Annotated in this window: 20 protein-coding genes; 9 read left to right on the plus strand and 11 right to left on the minus strand. The window is 49.8% G+C overall.

Annotated elements, in window-relative coordinates:
- Positions 1 to 81 precede the first annotated feature (81 nt).
- Positions 82 to 510, minus strand: a complete 429-nt coding sequence (locus tag ACJJIO_RS02225; RefSeq protein WP_252085362.1) for an HIT family protein — start codon at positions 508 to 510, stop codon at positions 82 to 84.
- Between the two features lie 334 nt (positions 511 to 844).
- Here ACJJIO_RS02225 and ACJJIO_RS02230 point away from each other — a divergent pair, with 334 nt between their 5' ends.
- The 4 genes from ACJJIO_RS02230 (at position 845) to tcdA (ending at position 3,084) form a co-directional block, all read left to right on the plus strand.
- The gene (locus tag ACJJIO_RS02230; protein ID WP_252085361.1) at positions 845 to 1,204 is read left to right on the plus strand and encodes a globin family protein; all 360 of its coding nucleotides are present in this window, start codon (positions 845 to 847) and stop codon (positions 1,202 to 1,204) included.
- Positions 1,205 to 1,335: 131 nt separating this feature from the next.
- On the plus strand, positions 1,336 to 1,800 hold the full coding sequence (locus tag ACJJIO_RS02235; RefSeq protein WP_252085360.1) for an FKBP-type peptidyl-prolyl cis-trans isomerase: 465 nt from the start codon (positions 1,336 to 1,338) through the stop codon (positions 1,798 to 1,800).
- A gap of 35 nt (positions 1,801 to 1,835) precedes the next feature.
- Entirely contained in the window at positions 1,836 to 2,291 is a 456-nt protein-coding gene (locus tag ACJJIO_RS02240; protein WP_444910016.1) for a thiol-disulfide oxidoreductase DCC family protein, read from the plus strand.
- Positions 2,278 to 3,084: a tRNA cyclic N6-threonylcarbamoyladenosine(37) synthase TcdA gene (tcdA, locus tag ACJJIO_RS02245; protein ID WP_444910017.1), complete on the plus strand. Its 807-nt coding sequence runs from the start codon at positions 2,278 to 2,280 to the stop codon at positions 3,082 to 3,084. The genes ACJJIO_RS02240 and tcdA overlap by 14 nt, the downstream gene beginning before the upstream one ends.
- Here tcdA and ACJJIO_RS02250 read toward each other — a convergent pair.
- On the minus strand, positions 3,081 to 3,932 hold the full coding sequence (locus tag ACJJIO_RS02250) for a LytR/AlgR family response regulator transcription factor (protein WP_444910018.1): 852 nt from the start codon (positions 3,930 to 3,932) through the stop codon (positions 3,081 to 3,083). The two genes, tcdA and ACJJIO_RS02250, sit on opposite strands and share 4 nt — an antisense overlap.
- A gap of 164 nt (positions 3,933 to 4,096) precedes the next feature.
- Between ACJJIO_RS02250 and ACJJIO_RS02255 the strand changes: the two genes are divergently transcribed.
- Positions 4,097 to 5,293 carry an acyltransferase family protein gene (locus ACJJIO_RS02255; RefSeq protein ID WP_444910019.1) on the plus strand — a complete coding sequence of 399 codons (1,197 nt, stop codon included), beginning with the start codon at positions 4,097 to 4,099 and terminating at the stop codon, positions 5,291 to 5,293.
- A 5-nt stretch (positions 5,294 to 5,298) separates the two neighbouring features.
- On the opposite strand, the gene ACJJIO_RS02260 is transcribed toward ACJJIO_RS02255, so the two are convergent.
- Positions 5,299 to 6,963, minus strand: coding sequence for an aminotransferase class V-fold PLP-dependent enzyme (locus tag ACJJIO_RS02260; protein ID WP_444910020.1), 1,665 nt, complete (start codon positions 6,961 to 6,963; stop codon positions 5,299 to 5,301).
- Positions 6,960 to 7,748, minus strand: coding sequence for a TatD family hydrolase (locus tag ACJJIO_RS02265; protein ID WP_444910021.1), 789 nt, complete (start codon positions 7,746 to 7,748; stop codon positions 6,960 to 6,962). The genes ACJJIO_RS02260 and ACJJIO_RS02265 overlap by 4 nt, the downstream gene beginning before the upstream one ends.
- Before the next feature lie 32 nt (positions 7,749 to 7,780).
- Here ACJJIO_RS02265 and ACJJIO_RS02270 point away from each other — a divergent pair, with 32 nt between their 5' ends.
- On the plus strand, positions 7,781 to 8,413 hold the full coding sequence (locus tag ACJJIO_RS02270; protein WP_252085353.1) for a LysE family translocator: 633 nt from the start codon (positions 7,781 to 7,783) through the stop codon (positions 8,411 to 8,413).
- An 85-nt stretch (positions 8,414 to 8,498) separates the two neighbouring features.
- Here ACJJIO_RS02270 and ACJJIO_RS02275 read toward each other — a convergent pair whose 3' ends face one another.
- Complete coding sequence (locus ACJJIO_RS02275; RefSeq protein WP_252085352.1) at positions 8,499 to 8,981, minus strand: hypothetical protein; 483 nt, start codon at positions 8,979 to 8,981, stop codon at positions 8,499 to 8,501.
- 499 nt (positions 8,982 to 9,480) lie between these two features.
- On the opposite strand from ACJJIO_RS02275, the gene ACJJIO_RS02280 reads away from it, so the two are divergent.
- Positions 9,481 to 10,605 carry a M14 family metallopeptidase gene (locus ACJJIO_RS02280; protein ID WP_444910022.1) on the plus strand — a complete coding sequence of 375 codons (1,125 nt, stop codon included), beginning with the start codon at positions 9,481 to 9,483 and terminating at the stop codon, positions 10,603 to 10,605.
- 72 nt (positions 10,606 to 10,677) lie between these two features.
- Here the strand turns inward: ACJJIO_RS02280 and ACJJIO_RS02285 are convergent, their stop codons facing one another.
- Together ACJJIO_RS02285 and ACJJIO_RS02290 are read right to left on the minus strand one after the other, a co-directional pair.
- A complete protein-coding gene (locus tag ACJJIO_RS02285) occupies positions 10,678 to 11,559 on the minus strand; it encodes a hypothetical protein (RefSeq protein WP_444910023.1) in 882 nt (293 codons plus the stop codon).
- A 189-nt stretch (positions 11,560 to 11,748) separates the two neighbouring features.
- Positions 11,749 to 13,260, minus strand: coding sequence for an MFS transporter (locus ACJJIO_RS02290; RefSeq protein ID WP_444910024.1), 1,512 nt, complete (start codon positions 13,258 to 13,260; stop codon positions 11,749 to 11,751).
- Between the two features lie 545 nt (positions 13,261 to 13,805).
- Here ACJJIO_RS02290 and ACJJIO_RS02295 point away from each other — a divergent pair.
- Together ACJJIO_RS02295 and ACJJIO_RS02300 are read left to right on the plus strand one after the other, a co-directional pair.
- Positions 13,806 to 15,008 carry a phosphatidylinositol-specific phospholipase C domain-containing protein gene (locus tag ACJJIO_RS02295; RefSeq protein WP_444910025.1) on the plus strand — a complete coding sequence of 401 codons (1,203 nt, stop codon included), beginning with the start codon at positions 13,806 to 13,808 and terminating at the stop codon, positions 15,006 to 15,008.
- 179 nt (positions 15,009 to 15,187) lie between these two features.
- The gene (locus tag ACJJIO_RS02300) at positions 15,188 to 16,951 is read left to right on the plus strand and encodes a M28 family metallopeptidase (protein WP_444910026.1); all 1,764 of its coding nucleotides are present in this window, start codon (positions 15,188 to 15,190) and stop codon (positions 16,949 to 16,951) included.
- Between the two features lie 571 nt (positions 16,952 to 17,522).
- Here the strand turns inward: ACJJIO_RS02300 and ACJJIO_RS02305 are convergent.
- From ACJJIO_RS02305 to ACJJIO_RS02320, 4 genes are all read right to left on the minus strand, one after another.
- The gene (locus ACJJIO_RS02305) at positions 17,523 to 19,157 is read right to left on the minus strand and encodes an AMP-binding protein (protein ID WP_444910027.1); all 1,635 of its coding nucleotides are present in this window, start codon (positions 19,155 to 19,157) and stop codon (positions 17,523 to 17,525) included.
- A 140-nt stretch (positions 19,158 to 19,297) separates the two neighbouring features.
- Positions 19,298 to 19,645, minus strand: coding sequence for an SCP2 sterol-binding domain-containing protein (locus ACJJIO_RS02310; protein ID WP_252085347.1), 348 nt, complete (start codon positions 19,643 to 19,645; stop codon positions 19,298 to 19,300).
- An 83-nt stretch (positions 19,646 to 19,728) separates the two neighbouring features.
- The gene (locus ACJJIO_RS02315; RefSeq protein WP_252085346.1) at positions 19,729 to 21,522 is read right to left on the minus strand and encodes an acyl-CoA dehydrogenase C-terminal domain-containing protein; all 1,794 of its coding nucleotides are present in this window, start codon (positions 21,520 to 21,522) and stop codon (positions 19,729 to 19,731) included.
- 176 nt (positions 21,523 to 21,698) lie between these two features.
- Entirely contained in the window at positions 21,699 to 22,769 is a 1,071-nt protein-coding gene (locus tag ACJJIO_RS02320) for an AraC family transcriptional regulator (RefSeq protein WP_252085345.1), read from the minus strand.
- Positions 22,770 to 22,771: the final 2 nt, after the last annotated feature.

Here is a 22,771-nt window from a genome sequence, read left to right on the forward strand (position 1 = left end):
ACGAATTGGATGCAGTGCCTCCAGAAAATTTATGAAGGCACAAAGTGGGTGACCAAATAGTCTCTAAATTGCGTTCAGAAATTAACCTCTGACACACTCTGCCTCTGAACAGCCCTGCTGAACGAGTGCGCTACGAATTTTCTCAGCCTCAATAGCCAACTGCTCAGATGTTGCACTCTTTTGCAGGGAAAAATCAAAATCTGTCAATTCATCGACAGGAATCAGGTGAATATGGGTGTGCGGTACCTCCAGCCCTGCAATCATCACACCTACACGCTTGGGTGAATACACAGCCTTTAGTCCCTTGGCGACTTTTTGTGCAACCAACATTAAGTGTGCCGCAAGCTCGGCTGGCACATCATCCCAGTGGTTAATTTCTTCAACCGGGATTACCAGGCAATGCCCCGGCTTAATGGGGGAAATGGTCATGATTGCAATCGCTTTTTCATCCCTCCAGATAAAGTGGCCCGGTAAGTCCCCATTCAAAATTTGAGTAAAAATGCTTGCCATAATTTAATCCAATCAGTTGCAAATTTTTTATTTAGTTCAAGCGTGCAGTCTAACATCTACGCTAAAAAACTCAGAATAAAGGGATAAAAAACACTATCTTAAAAGCAATTTTTTATTTGGCGTAGATAAAGGCAAACTGGACTACTACCTGTCGAACAAAATGACAATTTTCTTAAAGCACGTTGGCAGTCCGAGAGAATATGACTTACGCTGCTGAGCAATTAATGTTGTACCGTTAATGAGCCAGTGCATCCTGTGCATTTTTTCTATCACAATATTTTGGGCTCTGCGGAATTTTATATTTCAGTACCAACTGCTCACCGGGGGGAGAGATATGAACAGCCTGTTAGAACAGGTCGGTGGTGCTAAATTTGTCTGTCATACAGTCAATGAATTTTACGAAACCATAGGCCGCCACCTTTCCAGTTACGAAACCTGTGATCATCGCAAACAACAAAGCCGCCAAGCACAATTCCTAAACCACGCCTTTTCTGAACAGCCCGAGCCTGATCGCAGTAGTCGCGCCAGTTTCCTGGCTCGCGGTCTGAATCCAGCTCTGTTTGACGCCCTGCTCGAATATCTGGAAGCGCGCTTGGAAGAGCTGGGGTTTCCATGGCAGCTTAGTACAAGTCTTATACAAACAGCGAGTAGCCTTTACGGTGGCTGCGAGCAAGACCTTTCCATCGCTTGTTAACCCCCACTTGCGCCGCACAAGTTGCGGCGTATGTAACCTCTCAATACAATTGCATCCTCACAGCCTTTACCTCCCGTTTTCCAGCGCAGCGGTAAGCGCTAATTCACTCACTCTTCAATCAGAGACTATCCATGAAGATTGCCAACCACACAGTTGTGGAAATCAACTACACCCTGAAAGATGCTGACGGAACGGTCATCGACTCCTCCGCAAATGGGGAGCCGCTTAAGTACTTACAGGGCGTGGGCAATATTATTCCTGGCCTTGAGCGGGAAATGCTGGAAAAAGCACCAGGAGACAAGTTCACTGCGGTGATCTCTCCTGAGGAAGGTTACGGCGTGCAAAACCCAGAGCTGATCCAAACAATGCCCCGCAGCGCCTTTTCCGGTGTAGAAGAGCTCGAAGTTGGCATGGCTTTCCACGCCCAGAGCACCGATGGCCACCCCATTGAAGTCGAAATTATCGATATTGATGGCGATGAAGTTACTATTAACGGCAACCACCCTCTGGCCGGAGTGGAGCTGCACTTTGAGATCGAAGTTATCTCAGTGCGCGACGCAACCGCGGAAGAAATCGATCACGGTCACGTTCACTAAAGATATTGGCGGCCTCCGGGCCGCTATTTTCCCCCATGCCCCCCTCTCCTCCTGAAAAAATCGTCCTCTTCGACAGCCAGTGTAACCTTTGTAACGGCTGGAGCCATCTGCTCATAAAGTACGACCCTCATTGTCGCTTCACGCTCTGCAGAGTACAGTCCCAGGCTGGCCAGCACTACTTGAGGAAGCTTGGGCTACCCCTGGAAACCTATGAGAGCGTGATTCTATTAGAGCGACAGGGAGATTGCTTCCAGCAATACCATAAGAGTGAGGCGGCCCTTCGTATCTCAGCCAACCTTGATGGCTACTGGCGTTATCTTGTGGTTTTGCGCTACATTCCGCGCTCAGTGCGGGATTGGCTCTACGATTTGGTAGCGCGCAATCGCTACCGCTGGTTTGGCCGGCGCAGTAGTTGTTTACTGCCCTCTGCAGTAGACAAGCACCGCTTTCTGGAAGAAGTATCGGAAAAGAGCCCCAATGAGTCTGTCTGAACAATACCTACAACGCTTTGGCGGTATCGGCCGCCTGTATGGTAACCATGCCCTGGAGATATTGAATCGGGCCCATATATTAGTTATCGGCATCGGCGGTGTGGGTACCTGGATCGCTGAGGCACTTGCCCGAAGTGGTGTAGGCGCCCTGACACTAATTGATCTCGACGATATATGTATCACCAACACTAATCGCCAGTGCCATGCCCTCTCCTCAACGGTTGGACACATGAAGATCGAGGTCATGGCCGACCGACTCAGGCAGATCAACCCGGAGATTCAGGTCACCGCTATCGATGACTTTATCGCCACAGACAATCTGGCCGAGCTGATCGACCCCGATAGAGATTCTCTGGATATTGTTATTGACGCCATCGATAATGCGCGAGTTAAAGCTTCGCTGGTTGCCTACTGCAAAGCGCGAAAATTGCGTCTGATCACCGTTGGCTCCGCCGGTGGTAAGCGCTCCCCACAGGCCATTGAGTGTGCGGATCTCGGTCGCACCATCAACGACCCCATGCTGGCCAAGGTGCGTCAGCATCTCTATCGTTTTCACAATTTCCAAAAGAGCAGCAAACGGCAGTTCGGTGTGGACGCCATTTTCTCCCGCGAGTCGATGGTTTACCCGAAACCCGATGGTGACGTTTGCCAGCAGAAAAGCGCCATGCAGAATGGGGTTAAATTAGATTGCAGTGGTGGCTTTGGTGCAGCCACCATGGTTACCGGCACTTTTGGCTTTGTGGCAGCTTCCCGAGCTATAGAAAGGCTTCTTCAGGCAAAAAGCACAAGCTAAGCCGACCTCAACTGAGTCCTGAGCAGATCCCTGTAGCGACGACTTACAGGGATTTGTTGGCCACCTTTTAAGCAAATACGCGCATCCCCACTTTCAAGGGGAACTATCTCGGCAATGGAATCCAAACGCACAATATAAGAGCGGTGCACCCGCACAAAGTCATCTGGGTCTAAACGTTCCAGTAACTTTGCCATGGTATCGCGAAGGGGATAAATTCTTTCTCCCAAATGCAAATTTACATAATTCCCAGCGGCTTCCACCCACTCGATATCTTTTACATTCACCAGAAATTCTTTACCCAGCTTCTTTATTAAAAGGCGCTCCGGGCGCTCAATAGAGTCTTTAGGTCGCCCTTCATCCGGGGGTTCTAGTGACTCACCTTGTATGCAGCGTAGGAGAAAACGATATAAATAAACAGCCCCCAGTAGAAAGCCATAAGTACGAAAATCTTTCAGGTACTCATAGAAAAATTCAATTCCCCAGTGTCCAAAATTGTAGGAGCCACCTTCGAGGTAGTAGATCGCCGTACGCAGTGCCACCATAGCAACAACATGTAAAAGCGACCAAGGCAGGGTCAGCAGTAGATGTATAAATAAATGTCGAGCAAGTGTTTCCTTACTTAGGGGAAAGCGACGATCCCAGATCAGAATCAATGGGAACAACAGCCCCACAACCAGAATACTGGTGCCCTCCCAAACCAAAAACTCCCAAGGCTTGAATCTGGAATCCGCTCCGAGATGCTCCAGGTACACTACTGTAAATTGCACCAGCCATAGTACGAATAAGAACAGAATGCAGAGCCCTATTTCAAATTGCCGCCTGCGCGCCAGGTACATTTGTACCGTCATTTATTCCAATCCCCATGCATTTTTGCCGGTAGCATAGCTTCAACTCATCCCTGAAAACCACCATTCACACCTTTAGCAATGCATCTCACGTCCTTTGCATAGCAGACAGGGTATTTTCCCAAGGAACATAGCGAAACTTGTTTCAAATCCAAATGAAGGACGCCATGCAAAAAAACATTCATCGCCGCCATGACATTGATGCCCTGCGCGTGCTCGCTTTTGCCCTACTCATTTTGTATCACCTGGGGATGGCCTATGTGGCTGAATGGGGCTGGCATGTAAAGAGCACTTACCAGAGTGAACCTTTGCAGATCCTGATGCTGGCAGTTAACCAGTGGCGAATGCCATTGCTGTTCCTGATCTCTGGGGCCGCAACATACTTTCTGCTGGCTAAGCTTGGGAGCGCTCGGTTTCTGCTGAGGCGATTGCGACAGCTACTTATCCCACTTCTCTTCGGCATACTGGTTATAGTGCCACCACAAGCTTACTATGAGGCGCTCTCCAACGGCGTCATAGAGCCAGGTTACCTAAGTTTCCTCTGGCAATACTTTACGTTTCAACCCTGGCCGGCCGAGAGCTTTGCAGGTAGCCATGTTGGCTTCACCTGGAATCACCTCTGGTATTTACCCTACCTGCTCTGCTACACGCTAGCCATTATTCCAGTATCTTATTTTCTGCAAACCTACGGGCCAGGACTAGGAAACTGGCTATCTCGCTTTAGAGCCTGGCAGCTTCTATTCATGCCGCTGCTACCCCTCACTTTATACGGCCTCTATCTCTTCCCGCTTTTTGGTGGAATTAACTACGCCGTTGTTGGTGATTGGTATACCCATGCACAATTTTTCACTTTCTTTCTATTCGGCTACCTGCTTGTCAGCAATGAGGCTCCATGGAAACTGCTAGTGCGCCTGCGCTTCTTCCTGCTGATTGCAGCTCCGCTTTGTTTTTGCCTATTCCTGCTGTTCGATCGGGTATTGGAAGAGGATATAATTCCTGGGCAGTCTTTAATTCAACTGATAGTGATTTATGCCAATCGTTGGTTCTGGCTACTTACAGTATTAGCTTGGGGACACTACTGCCTCAACCGCCCGTTTACATGGCTGCCCTATGCCACAGAGGCAGTTTACCCCTGGTACATCCTGCACCAGACAATTACCGTTGCGGCGCTCTTTAAGTTGAAAGAGTTTTCCTTGGGGCCGGTTATCGAGCCCCTACTGGTCTTTTTAATAACGGTGATAGGGTGTCTCGCTATTCATGAATTTATCATTCGGCGGGTGCCATTGCTGCGATTACTGTTCGGCCTGAAAGCTAAAACGCCCGGTAGAGTCCCAAGCCTCAGCCCTGCCAACCAAGGTGTATAACTTTATCAAGACCGCTCTGCGCCGCTCTCTATCTGATGTAATGCGCGGCGCATCAAAGCATAGAACCCATTACTGCGAGACTGACTCAAGTGCTTACTCAGCCCCAATTCATTAAATAGTTGGGGCAGGTCCAATGCTTGGACCTCATCCGCAGTGCAACCATCTATCTGAGAAAGCAACAGTGCCCCGAGCCCCTTCACAACCCGGCTATCGCTGTCGAGTCCAAAGAAGTGACGTCCATCTATTTCCCTGTGTACTAACCAGGCCTCAGATTCACAGCCACGAACGAGATTCTCCGGATTGCGGATCTCGGGCTTACGGGTAACCACTTTACTCCACTGCAATAGCTCACGATAACGCCCCTGCCAATTTTGATGAGAGGCCAGACACTCAAGTTGCAACAGGGAAAAATCATCTCTTACCCAGCTTTTGGAGTGAACCTCTACCCCAGATGTGACCAGCTGTTGGACCTCGCAATAGTCCTCTAACGCCTGCAGAAATGCCCTGATATCATCGTCGGTGTTATAAGCCGCTACAGAGGCGCGCACCGTAACCTGATTGCCACTGGTTCGCCCCAGTATTTGCGCACAGTGATGCCCCACCCGCACGGCAATATCCCGCTCATCCAGCCAGTGCATTAAATCCGTAGCACTGCCTTCGAGCGGCACAAATGAAATTATTCCGAGGTTGTGACTAGCTTGACTGATCAAACGAAAGTTTGGGGATGCATTTAGTTCCCGGTGCAGCCAGTGTGTCAGTCTTTGTTCATGTTCGGCCATAGCGGTACGATCCTGTCGGGAGAGGAAATCCAGTGACGCCCCCAGCCCGGCTATTGCAGCCAGTGGTGATGTGCCCGCCTCAAATTTATGAGGTAATTCGGCGTAGTGGCTCTGCTGGAATTCCACTTCCGCGATCATCTCACCCCCACCGTGCCAAGGAGGCATTGACTCCAAAAGGGTTTCGCGCCCGTAGAGAAAACCGATCCCACTGGGGCCGTAAAACTTATGTGCGGAACAAACAAAGAAATCACAACCAATTTTTTGTACATCAATTTCTTCATGAGCGGCCAACTGAGCGCCATCCACGATCCACTTAAGTTGCCAAGGTCTTAACAATTTTCGAATTAATGAGAGATCTGGACGCAAACCTATTGAGTTGGAACCACCGGTCAGAGAAACCACTCGTGTACGATCGTTCAACACCTCTCCCAGTCGATCAAACTGGGGAATTCCTGCAGAGTGGGGCACATAGCGCAGAATCAGATTATGGCGCTTGGCCATCATCTGCCAGGGTACGATATTCGCGTGATGTTCAGCGGTGGAAATAACTATCTCATCGCCAGGCTGTAATTCACTACAAAGACAATGGGCGAGCAGATTCAGGGCCTCAGTTGCACCGCGACAAAAAATGATTTCTTTGGTACTAGCGGCATTCACAAACTGCTTGGTTTCATAGCGCACCTGCTCGACTATTTCAGTAGACTTGCGCGCTAATCGATGACTAGATCTATGAGTGTTGGCACTACTGTGAATATAGTAATCCCGCATCGCATTAATAACGGATAGCGGTTTTTGCGTGGTAGCTGCATTATCCAGGTAGACTAATCCTGCATTTTCCTCCTGGGCAAAAAGTGGAAACTGCTTCTTGAATTGCTCTGCAGAAAAACTCATAGGGCAAATAATATCTCAGTATTTTTTCGTGTTGCGCTGGCAATTTCTTGTAAAGAAATACCGCGCAGCGCCGCTAATTCGGCGGCTATTAATGGCAGATTTTCAGGGCTATTTCGCTGCCCCTGCCGCCCTGACAGTGGCATATCGGGTGCATCGGATTCCAGTATCAGGCTCTCTAACGGCATACGTGTAACGGTCTTGCGGGTTTTGGCCGCGCGACTGTAAGTGATAGTGCCACCAACGCCCAAATAAAAGCCCATTTTCCAGTAGTCCATAGCCATCTGCTCACTACCACTAAATGCATGTACCACTCCTCCCCTTGGTAGAGGGTATTGCTTCAATAGCTTAAGTACTTCGTTGTGCGCCCGATGCACATGTAAAATCAGTGGCAGCTGTAAGTCGCTGGCAACTTCCAGCTGTGTTTTAAATACAGTAATTTGTTTTTCCAACGGAGTTGCTATAGCGGCATCCAGGCCACACTCTCCGACAGCAATACAGCGATACTGCTGCAAATGCTCGGCTAGTGCACTGTTCAGTTGCACCTCATTGATGCACTCTTCATCTTCCTGGCAGTTTTTTGACACCCACCAAGGATGGACTCCAGCAGCCGCATGCCAATGGGGCTGACCGTCAACCAATAGCGCAAGCTTTTGCCACTGGGGTTTACAAACACCGGGGATAATCAGTTGACTGATCCCCTTGGCGACACAGCGCTGCCAGACCTGAGCCCGATCGTTCTCGAAAATTTGAAAATCTAAATGACAATGGCTGTCGATCAATTTCACTTGTGCTTCTCTGGTTTTGCCTGCATCTTAGCATGATGCCCACAATGGACCCTGAGGCCCCCTTGATAGAAACGCTGTTACCCATTGCCCTTTTTGTCTTTTCCACCAGTATCACCCCTGGCCCCAATAACTTAATGATCATGTCCTCTGGATTAAATCACGGCGCCAGCCGCTCCTTACCACACCTGCTGGGTATCTGGCTTGGGTTTCCCGCAATGGTCATTGCTGTAGGGTTGGGCCTCGGCTCGGTCTTCAGCCAATTTCCAGTACTTCACGAGATTATCCGCTGGGTAGGCATTGGCTATCTGCTATATCTGGCCTGGCTGATCGCTTCAACACGCGAGATAGACTCCGCCAGCGATCGCCACCCCTTTTCATTTTTTCAGGCCATCGCCTTTCAGTGGGTCAACCCCAAAGGCTGGATTATGGCCATAGGTGCCCTAGCAGCATTCACAAGCCCAAATGGCGAAGTGTGGAAAGACATATTGCAGATCGCCCTAGCCTTTATAGCCATAGGCGGTCCCTGTGTCGCTGTTTGGCTGTTCTTTGGTATAGGGCTAAAGCGCTTTCTGACCAAACCCAACCACCTGAGACTGTTTAATATCACCATGGGCCTTTTACTGGCAGCCAGCGTGGTTCCTTTGGCGCTAGAAGGTCTGTATTGAACCAGCGCTCATTGAGACGCAGGAAAAAGGGACTACAAGTGCCAACTTGTAGTCCCCATAAATGAAGGAAAGAAAGCGAAAAAATTTAGCGCGATGCGGTCTGGGTGGCAGTTGCAGCCCGCAAGGCTGCGGAATCCTCTAGCCAAACGATATCACTGGCATCGATCTGGCTTTCGGTGACATCAGATAAGGTTTTCCCCAGGCTTTGCAGGGTCTTCTCTTGCGAGGTGAAAGTTTCTATCGGCATCTCAAGCCAGGCCTGCCCCTCTTCGTCGATTACCTGACGCACTTCGCCTCCATCCAGGCTACTGACGTGACGGTCGATTACAGAGCTACTCCCCGGCGGTAAATAAATGGTGCCATTGGTGATATCTACCGCAAAAGCCACAATACCGGGGATGATGCCAAATAACAGTGCGGCCCCATCTAGTATCAATACAGCCGGGTCAACCCGTCCACCACTCTGCCCTTTGCGCTCCGGATACAGGAAGTAACCACAAGCACTCATATTGATCACCACGGTCAGCAAACCGCTGAATACAATGCCACGCTTTAGATTTCTATTCATGGCCTACCTCTATTATTAACTTTGATAATATTGTCCAGGCGGATACTTCCCCTGTAATGGGCTCCGCCAAGCTTTCGTGTTTCTCCCCTACAGCTCTCAATCAACTCATTATCGACGGGGTGAAAGATAAGCAAATTTACGCCTATCTGCACCAACGTACAACAATTGCCCAATCGAACTGCCTAAACTTTAACCAGCACTTGTTGCGGGATGTTAAGGAGATGTAGTCGATTTCTGACAGTGTGGATTGACGCACTTGTGATCAGGCCGGGCAGTGAGCAGTCGCCAGGGGTCCGACACCGGAAATTTCAGGGAGCAGTAGTCGTAGCGGGTGCCGCCATGGAATGGCTAAAGCACGGTATCGAATTCGGTACCGTGCTTTTTTAATTTCAGAAAGCGCAAAATTGCACCCTCAAGTGGCGAAATCCCCCACTCTCCCCCTGAAAAAATCCCTCCAGAGCTGTATCCTGCGCCCAACAACAAGAGTGGAGCTCACTACATGTACATAACCAGTGCCTTTGACAGCGGCAATATCGAAGTGATCAACGCTGAAAGCAGCCCTATTCAGCTGGCTATACGCCAGGATAATAACTCCGATTTCTACCAGTGGTTTCACTTTCGACTAGAAGGTGAGGTGGGCGCAAGCTATCCACTGAGTATTGTCAATGCAGGTAAATCCGCCTACCCGGAAGGCTGGGAAAACTATCGGGTGTGCGCTTCCTATGACCGTCAGAATTGGTTCCGCATCGGCGCCAATTACGATGGCAAGACTCTCGACTTTACCGTAACCCTGGATGAGCCCAGTATTTACCTGGCTTACTTCGCACCTTACTCCTGGGAGCGCCACCTGGATCTGCTGGCCTGGGCTCAGAGCAATGAGCGGGTAAAAATCCAAACCCTTGGCAAAACCCTCGACCAACGCGATATGACCATGCTCACTATCGGAGATGCCGAAACCGCCAAGCATCGGGTATGGATGATTGCACGCCAGCACCCCGGAGAAACCATGGCGGAGTGGTTTGTAGAGGGCTTCCTTGAGGCTCTACTGGATGATGCCAACCCTCAGGCCCAGAAACTGCTGGCAGATACCGTTTTCTACATAGTCCCCAATATGAACCCCGACGGCAGCGTTCGCGGCCACCTGCGCACCAATGCCGCTGGTGCCAACCTGAATCGCGAGTGGCTCAATCCAACCATGGATCGCAGCCCGGAAGTATTCCTCGTTCGGGAAAAGATGTTGGAAATCGGCGGGGATATCTTCTTAGATATTCATGGAGACGAAGCACTTCCCTATAACTTCGTTGCTGCCTGTGAAGGTATTCCCGGCTATGACGAGCGCCACGCAAAACTGGAAGAAACCTTTAAACAGGCCTACGAGGCTATCAGCCCCGACTTTCAAACCGAGCACGGTTATGAGCTGGACAAACCTGGCGAAGCCAACCTTACCATTGGCACCGCCTGGGCCGGTCATCAGTTCCGCACTCTGGCATTGACCCTGGAAATGCCATTTAAGGATAACGACAACCTGCCTGACCCTGTAGAGGGGTGGTCCCCAGCCCGCAGCCAGCAATTGGCCCGCGATATTTTGTTCCCAATACGCGAGACCCTAAAAATCCTGAAGTAATTTCAAATCAGCTTGAGCCCCGGCCCAATAAGCCGGGGCATTCTCCCAATTGAAACTGAGCCTATCAGCAATTCACTTTACAGGTCGCTCAACAAACCAGGCCAGCCCCATCTGGCTGCGCCGTTGACGAGAGATCTGCCCGCTGTGTAAATCCTCCCAAATTAAATCAAGCTCACCTGCAGTACTAACTTTAGCCCCCCAAAGAACCTTACTATTTGCATATTGGTTAATACTGGAATCCAGGAAATGCTTTGGAAGAAAAGTTTGCGGTAATTGCGCAATGACTTCTCCCTCAGGTGAAATTTGCACTGAGATAGGTACCAGTTCCGCTACTTTGTTTGTAGCAATTTCTTTTTCTAATTTTTCCTTTGTCAAATCTAGCCTACCAAGCCGTATCGCCCACCCTCCTTCCACAGCATCCACTAACTGGGACTTTTCACCTTCGATAGTGTTACCGGCGCGATCATGTTGAAACACCATTTGCCAGGTTTTACGAGTGGGCTCGGTAAAGCACCAGATTGAATGGACGCGATCTTCATTTATTCTTTTGGAGTGCTCAAAACGCCCGAGTAGAATCCCACGACTATCCAGCAGACCATGCCACTGCCCAAAATCTGTGGAAAGCTCAATTTTTCCATCCTCAAGTCTGGGAATTTGTCGGTGTACAGACTGGACCTTGGTCGCCACCTCTCCCGATACCACACTAGTAAATTGTGCATCTGACCAATGCGTGAGATCTGATTGTTTATCTCCATCGAAATCCAAATCCCAGCCCACCCGCATCGGTTCCCCACTGAGGGCAACATTCACTAGTCTCTGCTTGGAACCAGCAATCACAACTCCATCAAAATCTATTTCCAGAATGGGATTGGCACAATACGCTGACTGATACGCATTGGCAGCAACAGAAAAACCAAAGAATAAACTTATCAACAAACACTTTATTTTTATCATTTTTAGCACCGGCATATATTAAAAAGACAAGCCACTTAACTACTTTTATAAACCACTAGAAAACGCATTATTTACATCCTCCCTTTAACCTTCGATTGAAGAACAACAACGAAACCCAGAAAATCCAGGCCGAACCGAAAGCAAAAGAAATACGTTATTGGAATTATAAAAAAGTAATACTCCACATCATCATGATTTTTTCAACAAAAAAGCAATAGCTACTAGCAGCAGGAAGATAAAAACTACCAACCCCCACATTACTGACTGAAAAGCACTGGCAAACGCCTGATCAAATAGAACTACCATTCGGTCATGCACATCACTAGGCACCCCAAACGCACTGTGATCCACTCGCTCAGGATTCATCAACAGGGATCGAATGTAGTCCTCCATGCTTTGAGTTATAGTAAATCCCTCTTGCTTTATCAGGAACAGTAGATTTTTCTTCTCCAAAATCCGGAAAACAGTACCAGTCATAGCCAGGCCGAGCGCTGCACCGATATTCTGAATACCCCACAACATGCCCGTAGCTATACCTGCACTATTCTCAGGCAAAGCACTAATAGCAATGGGGGCAGTGGCGCTAAAGACAAAGCCCCAGGCAACCCCAAAGGGAATAAAAGCCAATAGCAAAGTGACAAACTTGGTATTAATCGAAAACTGCGTCATGACAATAGCAGCAATCAAGATACAAACCACCCCAATTAGTATCGGAACTGCAGGCAATGAACTTGCTGCCATCCTACCCGCAAGAGGGGAAATCAATGCCATCACCAAAGTAATTGGCAACAGTATCAATCCAGACATCACTGTTGTATCTTGACGAACAATGTGCAGATAAAATGGCAGCAAGAAAAATGCAGAGATCAAAAACACCAACAAACCAAAATTTGTCAGGACGCAGGCGGAGAAAAGTGTATTTTTGAAATATGAAAAGTGGATCAAAGGCTGCTTAAGCCTCTTCTCCACCCGATACAGCAACCAAAAGCTTAAAACAGACCCCGTCAATAAAAATAGCGAAGGCCAACTCATCCAGCCAATTTGCGGCCCTTCCACCACAAGCAACACCAATGACCCAACACTTACCGCGAGCAAAACCATACCAGCCCAATCAATATAGCTTTTTTCTTTATCCAGGTTTTGTGGGCTCTTCATCATAAAGACCCCCACCAATGCACTAGCCAATACAAAAGGAATATTGATAAAAAAAATGGAACGCCAAGAAAAAATTTCACACATAACCCCGCCCAATACAGGGCCAAGTGCAAAACCTATAGCTAAAACTGACATCCACCAACCCATTGCAAAACCCGCCTCCTTCTCTGTAAAGCTGTGAGAAAGCAGTGCGATATTATTTGGCACAATAATAGCTATAGCGACACCCTGTAATCCACGCCAAACAATCAACCACAGCGGATCACTTGCTAGACCGGCCAGCAGGGACGCCAACACAAGTAATAGCCAACCAATATTGAGTATCTTTAATGAGCCGACAATATCTCCCAAACGCCCCATACTTGCCATCAAGACACATAACATTAGCGTGAAGATATTCATAACCCATTGAGTCTGGACAAATGTAGCCCCAAGACTCTGCTGAATTGTGGGAAGTGCAATGCTGACAATGGTATAGTCAAGACCCAAAATAAAGGTCGCTGGAAAAGAGCCCAACAAAATAACCCACTTATTGAGTAGTTTCATCGTTCAACACTCCTTTGTTTCTCACCTGTATAATCCCCAATGACACCTACTCAGCATTCAAGAATTCCATCAGCGCACCAACAAGTGTAGGACTTATTTTTATACAGACTCCAAGCTTAACCCACGCCAAAAATCCAATATTTAACCCATCTAAACCAGCAACTATAACGCCAAAGCCTTCCAATGTTCTGACATCAACCCCTACACTCAAGTAACATCCAAATAAATTCAATAAAGAAAAACCCCTTATCAACCATTTGAAAGTATTAAATTAACAAAATGCAGAATAGCCAGTCATAGTAATTAGAAAATTTATATTGGAACTTTCCAGTCAAACAATCCCAACCAACATCTCAAAAGCTGATAAATCACTTCACTTCATCTAGACAGAAAAACCTGCACATAGTAAAAAAATAAAACCCTAAAAGGGTACCAATGAAGATCCCGTAAATTTTGAATAACAAAGATCAATAAACTATTTCTTTATCTTAAAACCCCAAACGAACGAAAAGGCTATCCATCCAGAAAGCCCCCGGAGAATAATAATGAAACTCAATATCATGCAATCAATCCAGATTACAGCCGTTTTGTCGCTGCTTATCTGTTCACCACTATGGGCAGACACAGTTTCCGACTTTCAAAATAGCTGGACAGGCAGAGCCCTGGACCTGCAACGTAAAATCGATAACCACACCCCAATGAGTGAGAATAATATTCTCGGTACCCACAACACCTACAACTCAGAGGTCTATCGAGCCTGTAATTTCTCCGTTGGTTGCCGCTATCTCGACCCCCAGCAGGAATACTCCATTAAGGATCAACTGCGAATGGGAGCAAGATTTATTGAACTGGACGTCCACTGGACGGCAAAAATGGAGAACCTCTTCTCCTACCCCAAACGCCTGCTGCTTTGCCATGGATTGTGCAGCCTGAACGACAAGTATGCTACCGAGGGCTTTAATGAGGTGAAAGCCTGGCTTGAGGACAGCGCCAATCAGGATGAGGTTATTATCCTATACATCGAAGACCACTCCGACGGACGCCACCAGGATCTTTACGACCAGATTACCAGCCGCTTTGGCAACAGAATCTACTACAGCGGCGGCTGCCAGAGTATTCCAAGCACCTTGACCAAGAATCAGGTGCTGGCTGCCGGAAAACAGGTTGTCGTATGGAAAGATGGCGGATGCTCGGGTAATAGCAGCATGAAAAATATGGCATTTACCGGCCTCGGTGAGATTGGTCGCGTCTGGGAAGACAGCACCACTATCGGCACCATTGGAGAAATCTTCAATGGCGGTATTGAGAGGATCACCGCTAACGATGTACGCAATGGCTTTGCCCAGGGTCATAACATTATCAACCTGGACAATATGAATACTAGTGACGGCCGTATCGCCGCCGCAATCTGGTCCTGGGATCAGAACGAACCCAATAACCTCAACAATGAAGACTGTGCAATGCAGTGGGGTAACGGACGTTGGAATGATGCCAACTGCAGCAGTCAATACAGCTTCGCCTGCAAGAATGTAACCGACGGTAGCTGGGTCGCCACTGCCTCTACCGGACCCTGGGCTTACGGTAACGCCAACTGCCAAGCCCTTGGCAGCCAGTACGTCTTTGAGGTACCCACCAACAGCAAAGACAACCAAGCCCTAAAAGCAGCGAAGGAAGCCACGGGCTACGACAAGGTCTGGATTAACTATCAAGACCAATCCACTGAAGGCCAGTGGCTGCGCAGCGAGTAATCCCAGCCCAACTCTTCACTTACAAACATCCTTTAGAGCCCGCGTTAGTTTGCGCGGGCTCTCCCTTTTCTCCTCCAGCGGTACCAGCCTGCTTGACTAGCCGACTACCGAAGAATTGTCGTTAGTTTGCTCTATATCGTGCATAATCCGTGTCTGAGCAAGACTCACAGGACATAATTATGCGAATCCCTACTCTTTGGCGTCGCCTCGGTTTGACCATTGCCGTCGGCAGCGCACTAACCGCTTGTGGCAAAAGTACCACTGAAGCGGCCAAGCCGGAGGCTGATCACAACGCAGCCCATGCTGAACACCACCATGCTGACGGTGCCAAGTTATCTCTCGGTGAAGCCGAACAGGCTCAGGTCGATGCCATAGCTGCAGACCTACACAAACACATTGCGATCCTTGCTTCCGACAAGTTTGAAGGGCGCGCTCCCGCTACCAAGGGTGAAGAACTCACCGTGAATTACCTGGCAGAGCAATTCAAGGCGCTGGGCCTGGAGCCTGGGGCAATGGATGCGGCCGGCAAACCCAGCTGGTTCCAGCAAGTCCCTATCGTGGAAATGGAAATTGAAACCACTCCCCTGACATTCAAGGGCGATGGTTTCGAGCAAAACCTGCAACCAATAGACGATATGGTGGCCTTCTCCCAAAGACAGACCGCAGGCTCCTCCCTGGAGAACAGCGAGTTGGTATTTGTGGGCTACGGCATTGTCGCTCCAGAGAATAACTGGAACGATTACGCCGGATTGGATATGAAAGGCAAGACTGCGGTTATTTTGGTGAATGACCCCGGTTACGCGACCCAGGACAAGGCCTTGTTCAATGGAAATGCCATGACCTATTACGGCCGTTGGAGCTACAAGTTCGAGGAAGCCGCCCGCCAAGGAGCTGACGGTGCGATTATCATTCATGAGACCGGTGCTGCGGGCTATCCATGGGAAGTGGTTAGTGGCTCCTGGTCCGGTGCGCAAGTCAGCCTCGAAGCCGAAAATAAGAATGCAGACCGGGTTGCTATTGAAGCTTGGATGACCAATCAAGCCGCCAATACGCTATTCCGCTCCGCCGGCCTCGATCTGCAAAAGGAAATGGACGCAGCCAAAACTCAGGGCTTCAAACCCAAGGCTCTTGGGATAACCGCCAGCGTACAACTGAAAAACAGCCTGAAGAAGTCTAATTCTCGCAACGTGGTTGCCAAGCTTTCGGGCAACAAGCACCCCGACGAGGTGATTGTCTACACCGCGCACTGGGACCACTTGGGCGTTAACAAAAATGCAGATGGTGAGGACCAGATCTTTAACGGTGCCGTCGATAATGCCACCGGTACCGCTGGCTTAATCGCTATGGCCGCTGAGGCGGTGAAGCTGGATCGCCCAGAGCGCTCACTGCTGTTCGTTGCCGTAACGGCAGAAGAGTCAGGCCTGCTCGGCTCCAAGTACTACGCCGAAAAACCTGTCGCTCCTTTGGAGAAAACCGTTGCTGGTATTAACTTTGATGCCATGAACGTATTGGGCCCAGCCCGCGACATTACTGTAATTGGTTATGGCAGCAGTGAGCTGGAGCAAATGCTGGAGGTATCCGCCAAAGGACAAGGCCGCTATTTAGCCCCGGAAGAGCACCCGGAGCGCGGCTACTTCTATCGTTCAGATCATTTCAGCCTGGCGAAGAAAGGCGTGCCCATGCTGTATTTCGACTCCGGCAGCGACAACTTTGAGCATGGCCGCGAGTGGGCCCAGGCAAAGGGTGCTGAGTATGTTAGCCAGCATTACCACAAGCCTGGCGATGAATACGACCCCTCTTGGAACCTGAAGGGTTCGGCAATGGACCTGCAGCTTGGCCTAAAACTAGGTCTGAAACTGGCCAACAACCGCGATTGGCCCAACTGGTATGAGGGCAACGAGTTCCGCGCAATTCGCGATGCGAGTGCCGAAGCCCGTAAATAATCCCCTCTCCAGCCACTCTGCGGCAGTGATACCATCGGTACTACTGCCGTAGAGTCCATATCCTTCTCATCGACCTTGCCACCACTGTAAACTCCTTGGAAATTGATTCATCCAGTTTTGCAGCACCTGCCGTCACTTTAATCGCGAGGCATGGCAATCGGACAAAAGCTAAACTCCCCCTACACAAGATAAAAATATCCAAGCAAATCCTAGATAATTGTCACGCGTTATAGAGAGCCCCTTCCATTAGACCTGTGTACATCGGGGTGAGGGCAGCCTACTAATAAATGGTCACTTTAACATCAATGGGTTATCCCAAAAAAAGATAAGGAAATTAACAATAAAAAAAGTTGGCCACGAAAGTATTAACAACGGAAAGATCCGAGCACTTTTTCAAGGTGCACTTAAGTGTTCTAGTCGCAACTGAAGATATATTGAAACAGTTGAGACCAGCGGAGAATGGCAGATTTAAACAGGCTTACTAGGGGGCGGGATTTAGGAAACGGCTATCGTTGGCGACACATCCTTGTGTCGCAGTTATCCGCCAATTAATTGCCGGATAAACTTATAACTAAGCGCCGATAGCATCCTTTTTCTTCAGTTCTTCATCGCGCAGTTCACGACGCAGGATTTTACCGACATTAGTCTTTGGCAAATCTTCACGGAACTCGACCCTTCTCGGCACCTTGTATGCCGTCATATTCTCTCGACAGAAAGCGATAACTTCTTTCTCAGTCAAAGACGGGTCAGCCTTGATAACAAAAAGCTTCACCTGTTCACCACTTTTCTCATCGGGAATACCAATTGCAGCGGCTTCGGTCACTTTCGGATGGGCACTGACGATATCTTCAATTTCGTTGGGATATACGTTGAAGCCAGACACAATAATCATGTCCTTCTTGCGATCCACAATCTTGATGTATCCATCATCCTGGATCACCGCCATATCACCGGTGTTCAACCAACCTTCACTATCGAGGGTATCGGCAGTAGCTTCTGGGCGCTGCCAGTATCCCTTCATTACCTGGGGACCACGCACACAGAGCTCACCGGGAGAATTATTCGGCAGATCATTGCCATTTTCATCCACGACTTTAACTTCAGTTCCCGGAACCGGGATACCCACAGTACCCAGCTGTACGCCCTCGGTGGGGTTAAAAGAAACAACCGGAGAAGTCTCGGTCATACCGTAGCCTTCCATAACCACACAGCCGGTCATATCTTCCCAGCGCTTGGCAGTATCTCTGGTCAGAGCCATACCACCAGAAGCCGTGGAGTGCAGTTTGCTGAAATCCAATTCGGCAAAATCTTTATTCAGCATCAAGCCGTTAAACAGGGTGTTCAGGCCAACAAAGCCGGTAAAGCGCTGCCCTTTCAGGGTTTTCACAAAGCCGGGAATATCGCGCGGGTTTGGAATCAGCAGAGAGTGGTTGCCGGTGGAGAACAGGCACATGCAATGGATGGTGAAAGCGTAAATATGGTAGAGCGGCAGCGGCGCAATATAGAACTCCTCCCCCTCTTTCATACCACTACCAAACGCTTCAAGAACCTGCTGCATATTGGCAACCAGGTTGCGGTTGGTCAGCATCGCACCCTTGGCAACACCGGTGGTGCCACCGGTGTATTGCAACACGGCGATATCTTCTGGTGCGCGCTCAACATCCTCACTGCCCTGCTGTGCACCGAGAGCCAGTACCTCACGGAAATTTACCTGCTGGGCAAAAGAGAATTCCGGCACCATTTTTTTGATGTGCTTGGCAACGCCGTTGATCAGAACCCGCTTTAAAGGGCTGTGTAGGTCTGCGATCTCAGTAACGATCACTTTCTCAACACTAGTTTCAGCAACAACAGCCGAAGCGGTATCAGCGATATTCGCCAGTACAACCAATGCTTTGGCACCGGAGTCATTCAACTGGTGCTTTAATTCACGCTGGGTATACAGCGGATTGGTATTGACGACCACAAGTCCAGCTCGCAAAGCACCAAATACAACTACAGGGTACTGCAGTACATTGGGCAGCTGGATAGCGATGCGATCACCGGGCTTCAAGTTGGTGTGATTTTGCAAATAAGATGCGAACTTCGCGCTCAAGGTGTCGATATCACCGACAGTCAGAGTTCGCCCCAGGCAGGTGAAAGCCGGTCGGTCACCAAATTTGGCGCAAGCGCCTTTAAATACATCGAGAATGCCGCGATCAATGTCCAACTCTCTTCTCCCATTCCTGATTGTTGTTATCGCTTGCTCACATCTCTCGCCCTTATAGACGAAACCTGCCATTTTTCGGAGCCAGCGAGAATTTATTTATTGTTTGTAGTATGTTGCGAGACAATAAAAAAGAGGCTTATTCATGCCTCTCCAAACCCATCGTCCTCTTTACCCTGCGCAGGAAACAAACCTGCCAACGCAGCGGCCAATTCTCTATCTCCAGAGTATTGGACATCTCCCAACAAAAAAGCATGTCTAGCGTTTAAATGGCCAGCCAAAATCGCATTCAAAGTGTGATTAGCCATTTCCAATATTAGCGCCGGTTCTTCCGTTTGCCCGAACTCAGAAACCACTTCGAGATCATTCGGAGCTCCTTTTACGTAAACATAAAAGTCACAGGCATCCGGCAGGCGGAACTGTACCCGAGCAAGTGGGTGCAAACAAGCTATGCGCCGCAGGCGCTCCTGAACTGAATCCGGCAATTGCATCGGAATGTCTCCGTCATTGGCCACTTCGGCGCCGGTAAAAAAAACCGCCGGTGAAGACCGGCGGTTTTTTATTGAGATTGGATTTAGAACGCGAAATGTTCTGCGTCCAGATCCATCAGGTTGGCCGCACCGCTCAGCATGGTTTCAGCATGGCTGGAGGTACGCGGAAGGATGCGCTCGAAATAGAAACGGGCAGTCTTCAGCTTGGCTTGATAGAAATCTACTTCAGCAGTGCCTTCAGCTAACTTTTCGTTAGCTACTTTAGCAGCACGCGCCCACAGGTAACCCAGCACGGTGTAGCCGGAGAACATCAGGTAATCCACGGAAGCCGCACCAACTTCGTCCGCATTCTCCATGGCCTTACCGCCTACGTGCAGAGTCAGGTCGCCCCACTGCTTGTTCAGCTCTTGCAGCTTGGTAACAAAAGGCGCAAGCGCTTCATTATCAATTTCCGCCTGGCAGAACTTGTGCACTTTCTTGGTGAAGTGGCGCAGCAGCTCACCCTGACTCATCAATACCTTACGACCCAGCAGGTCGAGTGCTTGAACGCCAGTGGTACCTTCGTAGATGGTGGAGATACGCGCATCGCGTACATTCTGCTCCATGCCCCACTCGGCGATGTAGCCGTGGCCACCGAAGCACTGCAGGCCCAGGTTGGCAGACTCAAGACCGGCTTCGGTAATGAATGCTTTAGCGATCGGCGTTAGGAATGCCAGCAGATCTTCCGCTTCTTTCTTCGCTTCCTCATCACCTTTATGAGTGATGTCAACCAGTTGCGCACAAGTAACAACCAACATACGGCTGCCTTCAGAGATGGCCTTTTGGGTCATCAGCATGCGACGTACATCAGGGTGCACGATAATTGGGTCAGCGGGACCCTCTGGGTTCTTAACGCCAGACAGGGAGCGCATTTGCAGGCGATCTTTAGCGTAAGCCAAGGACTTCTGGAAGCCGATTTCGGAGTGGGCAAGGCCCTGCAAAGCGGTACCCAGACGCGCAGTATTCATAAAGGTGAACATGTAGTTCAGACCTTTGTTGGGCTCGCCAATCAGGAAGCCTTTAGCACCGTCAAAGTTCAGTACTGCGGTGGCATTACCGTGAATACCCATCTTGTGTTCCAGAGAACCACATACAACACCGTTGCGCTCACCGATAGAGCCATCAGCGTTAGGCATAAACTTGGGCACGATGAACAGGGAGATCCCCTTGGTGCCAGCCGGCGCATCTGGGAGGCGAGCCAGCACGATATGCACGATGTTGTCGGTCATGTCGTGCTCACCGGCGGAGATAAAGATCTTAGTACCGGTAATCGCGTAAGAACCGTCGTCGTTGGGCTCAGCCTTGGTGCGCAGGATACCCAGGTCGGTACCACAGTGAGGCTCGGTCAGACACATGGTGCCGGTCCAGCTGCCTTCAACCAGCTTGGTCAGATAAACCGCCTTCTGTTCGTCGGTACCGTGCTCTTCCAGGGTGTTCATGGCACCATGGGAAAGACCGGGGTACATACCCCAAGACCAGTTAGCAATACCCACCATTTCACTCATGATGGTGCCCAGAGAGGGCGGCAGGCCCTGACCGCCGTATTCGGGATCGTGGGGCAGCGCCGGCCAGCCGGCTTCTACAAACTGCTGATAGGCCTCTTTAAAGCCTTCTGGAGTGGTGACTTCACCGTCTTTCCAGGTACAGCCCTGCTGGTCGCCGATCTGATTCAGCGGAGCCAGTACGTTTTCACAGAACTTAGCACCCTCTTCCAGGATGGCATCCACGACATCAGGAGTGGCCTCCTCAAAACCCAGAGACTCGTAATGCTTATCTGAGTCCAGCATCTCGCGCATTACGAAACGCATTTCACGCAGTGGCACTTTGATATCGGTCATCCTGATACCCTCAATTCGGTTATGTTAAGACCAGCCAGAAACTGCCCGGTCATATTTGTGACTAATTAATAAGATTGGTTCATCATAGTAGTAAGGCTACAGCCCTCTCTATGGCGAAATCCGTCCAAAGCGGTGACAAATCGAGGCGGGAATTCGAAAAAATGTGACCAGGCCAGTCAAATATCCAGGCCAGCAGCGGCTCGACCCCCGCGGCGGTATTCGCCTGGCGTGATCCCAGTCCACTTCTTAAAGGCGCGGAAAAAAGCACTGGATTCATCAAACCCGAGCATCTCGGCAATCTGTCCATTGGAGAGATCCGGGCAACTCAGGTAATGGAATGCCGCTTCCATACGGCACTCATCTTTCAGTTTCTGGTAAGAAGTGCCCTCTTGCTGCAGGCGGCGGCGCAGAGTAGTCACCGACATATTGAGCCGCTCTGCCACAGCTTCGGCGGCGGGCATGGACTCGCTGACATCCCTGTTGAGGATGGTTTTAACCTTGGTTTTGATGCTGTTGGCGCTGCCGTCGCTAATCACCAGATGATAAGGCGCGGTGCGGATAAAATCCTCCACCATCTGGGGGCTCTGCACCACCGGGTAATCGAGATAACGTGCATCGTACTCGAGGGCATTGAATGGCTGTTCAAAAGACAGTTCGCCCGCTTCGCTCTGAGCCAAGCTGCGAAACTCTTCCGGACAGGAGAAAGAAAAATGCAAACGTGCCAGCGGGATTTCACGCCCTGCCAACCAGCAGTAGAAACGGTGCCAAACTGCCAAGGTAGTGCGCACCACACTGGGGCTAGTGGCGGCCAACAGCCGATCAAACTCCCCTTTTTCCAGGGAGCTAATACCGTGGATTTCTACCCGCACGCGGCCATTTTCTCCATCCTGCAGCTCCGGCTTCACTTTAAAGCCGCGACAGATCTCCATAAACTCGGCACACAAAGTAATTGCCTGGCGCAGAGTGGCGCAATTAACCACCGCCATACACAGCAAGCGGAAAGAGCCCGAACGCACTCGCCCGCCACTGAGCATGCCAAACCATTCATTTTGGGCCAGCCACATAACCCGCTGGTAAAGACGGCCGTATTTTATCGCCGAAAATGCCGCCACACCCTCCAGCTCATGCTCATCAATACCGACCGACTCGAGCAGTTCGGCTTTGTCGCAGCCGTGGCGTATCGCCTCCTCTAGCAATCGCTCCAGGTAGGCAATGGGTATACGAATATCCTCTTCTGATGCCGCCATCT

This window comes from Microbulbifer mixtoriginis (SeqCode), assembly GCF_052467235.1.

Coding starts and splice junctions, on each gene's coding strand:
- ACJJIO_RS02275 (WP_252085352.1), bottom strand. CDS start 8,981: ATGAATAGAAATCTAAAGCGTGGCATTGTATTCAGCGGTTTGCTGACC.
- ACJJIO_RS02315 (WP_252085346.1), bottom strand. CDS start 21,522: ATGACCGATATCAAAGTGCCACTGCGTGAAATGCGTTTCGTAATGCGC.
- ACJJIO_RS02260 (WP_444910020.1), bottom strand. CDS start 6,963: ATGAGTTTTTCTGCAGAGCAATTCAAGAAGCAGTTTCCACTTTTTGCC.
- ACJJIO_RS02225 (WP_252085362.1), bottom strand. CDS start 510: ATGGCAAGCATTTTTACTCAAATTTTGAATGGGGACTTACCGGGCCAC.
- ACJJIO_RS02295 (WP_444910025.1), top strand. CDS start 13,806: ATGAAACTCAATATCATGCAATCAATCCAGATTACAGCCGTTTTGTCG.
- ACJJIO_RS02235 (WP_252085360.1), top strand. CDS start 1,336: ATGAAGATTGCCAACCACACAGTTGTGGAAATCAACTACACCCTGAAA.
- ACJJIO_RS02280 (WP_444910022.1), top strand. CDS start 9,481: ATGTACATAACCAGTGCCTTTGACAGCGGCAATATCGAAGTGATCAAC.
- ACJJIO_RS02255 (WP_444910019.1), top strand. CDS start 4,097: ATGCAAAAAAACATTCATCGCCGCCATGACATTGATGCCCTGCGCGTG.
- ACJJIO_RS02310 (WP_252085347.1), bottom strand. CDS start 19,645: ATGCAATTGCCGGATTCAGTTCAGGAGCGCCTGCGGCGCATAGCTTGT.
- ACJJIO_RS02250 (WP_444910018.1), bottom strand. CDS start 3,932: ATGACGGTACAAATGTACCTGGCGCGCAGGCGGCAATTTGAAATAGGG.
- ACJJIO_RS02230 (WP_252085361.1), top strand. CDS start 845: ATGAACAGCCTGTTAGAACAGGTCGGTGGTGCTAAATTTGTCTGTCAT.
- ACJJIO_RS02320 (WP_252085345.1), bottom strand. CDS start 22,769: ATGGCGGCATCAGAAGAGGATATTCGTATACCCATTGCCTACCTGGAG.
- ACJJIO_RS02285 (WP_444910023.1), bottom strand. CDS start 11,559: ATGATAAAAATAAAGTGTTTGTTGATAAGTTTATTCTTTGGTTTTTCT.
- tcdA (WP_444910017.1), top strand. CDS start 2,278: ATGAGTCTGTCTGAACAATACCTACAACGCTTTGGCGGTATCGGCCGC.
- ACJJIO_RS02240 (WP_444910016.1), top strand. CDS start 1,836: ATGCCCCCCTCTCCTCCTGAAAAAATCGTCCTCTTCGACAGCCAGTGT.
- ACJJIO_RS02290 (WP_444910024.1), bottom strand. CDS start 13,260: ATGAAACTACTCAATAAGTGGGTTATTTTGTTGGGCTCTTTTCCAGCG.
- ACJJIO_RS02270 (WP_252085353.1), top strand. CDS start 7,781: ATGATGCCCACAATGGACCCTGAGGCCCCCTTGATAGAAACGCTGTTA.
- ACJJIO_RS02300 (WP_444910026.1), top strand. CDS start 15,188: ATGCGAATCCCTACTCTTTGGCGTCGCCTCGGTTTGACCATTGCCGTC.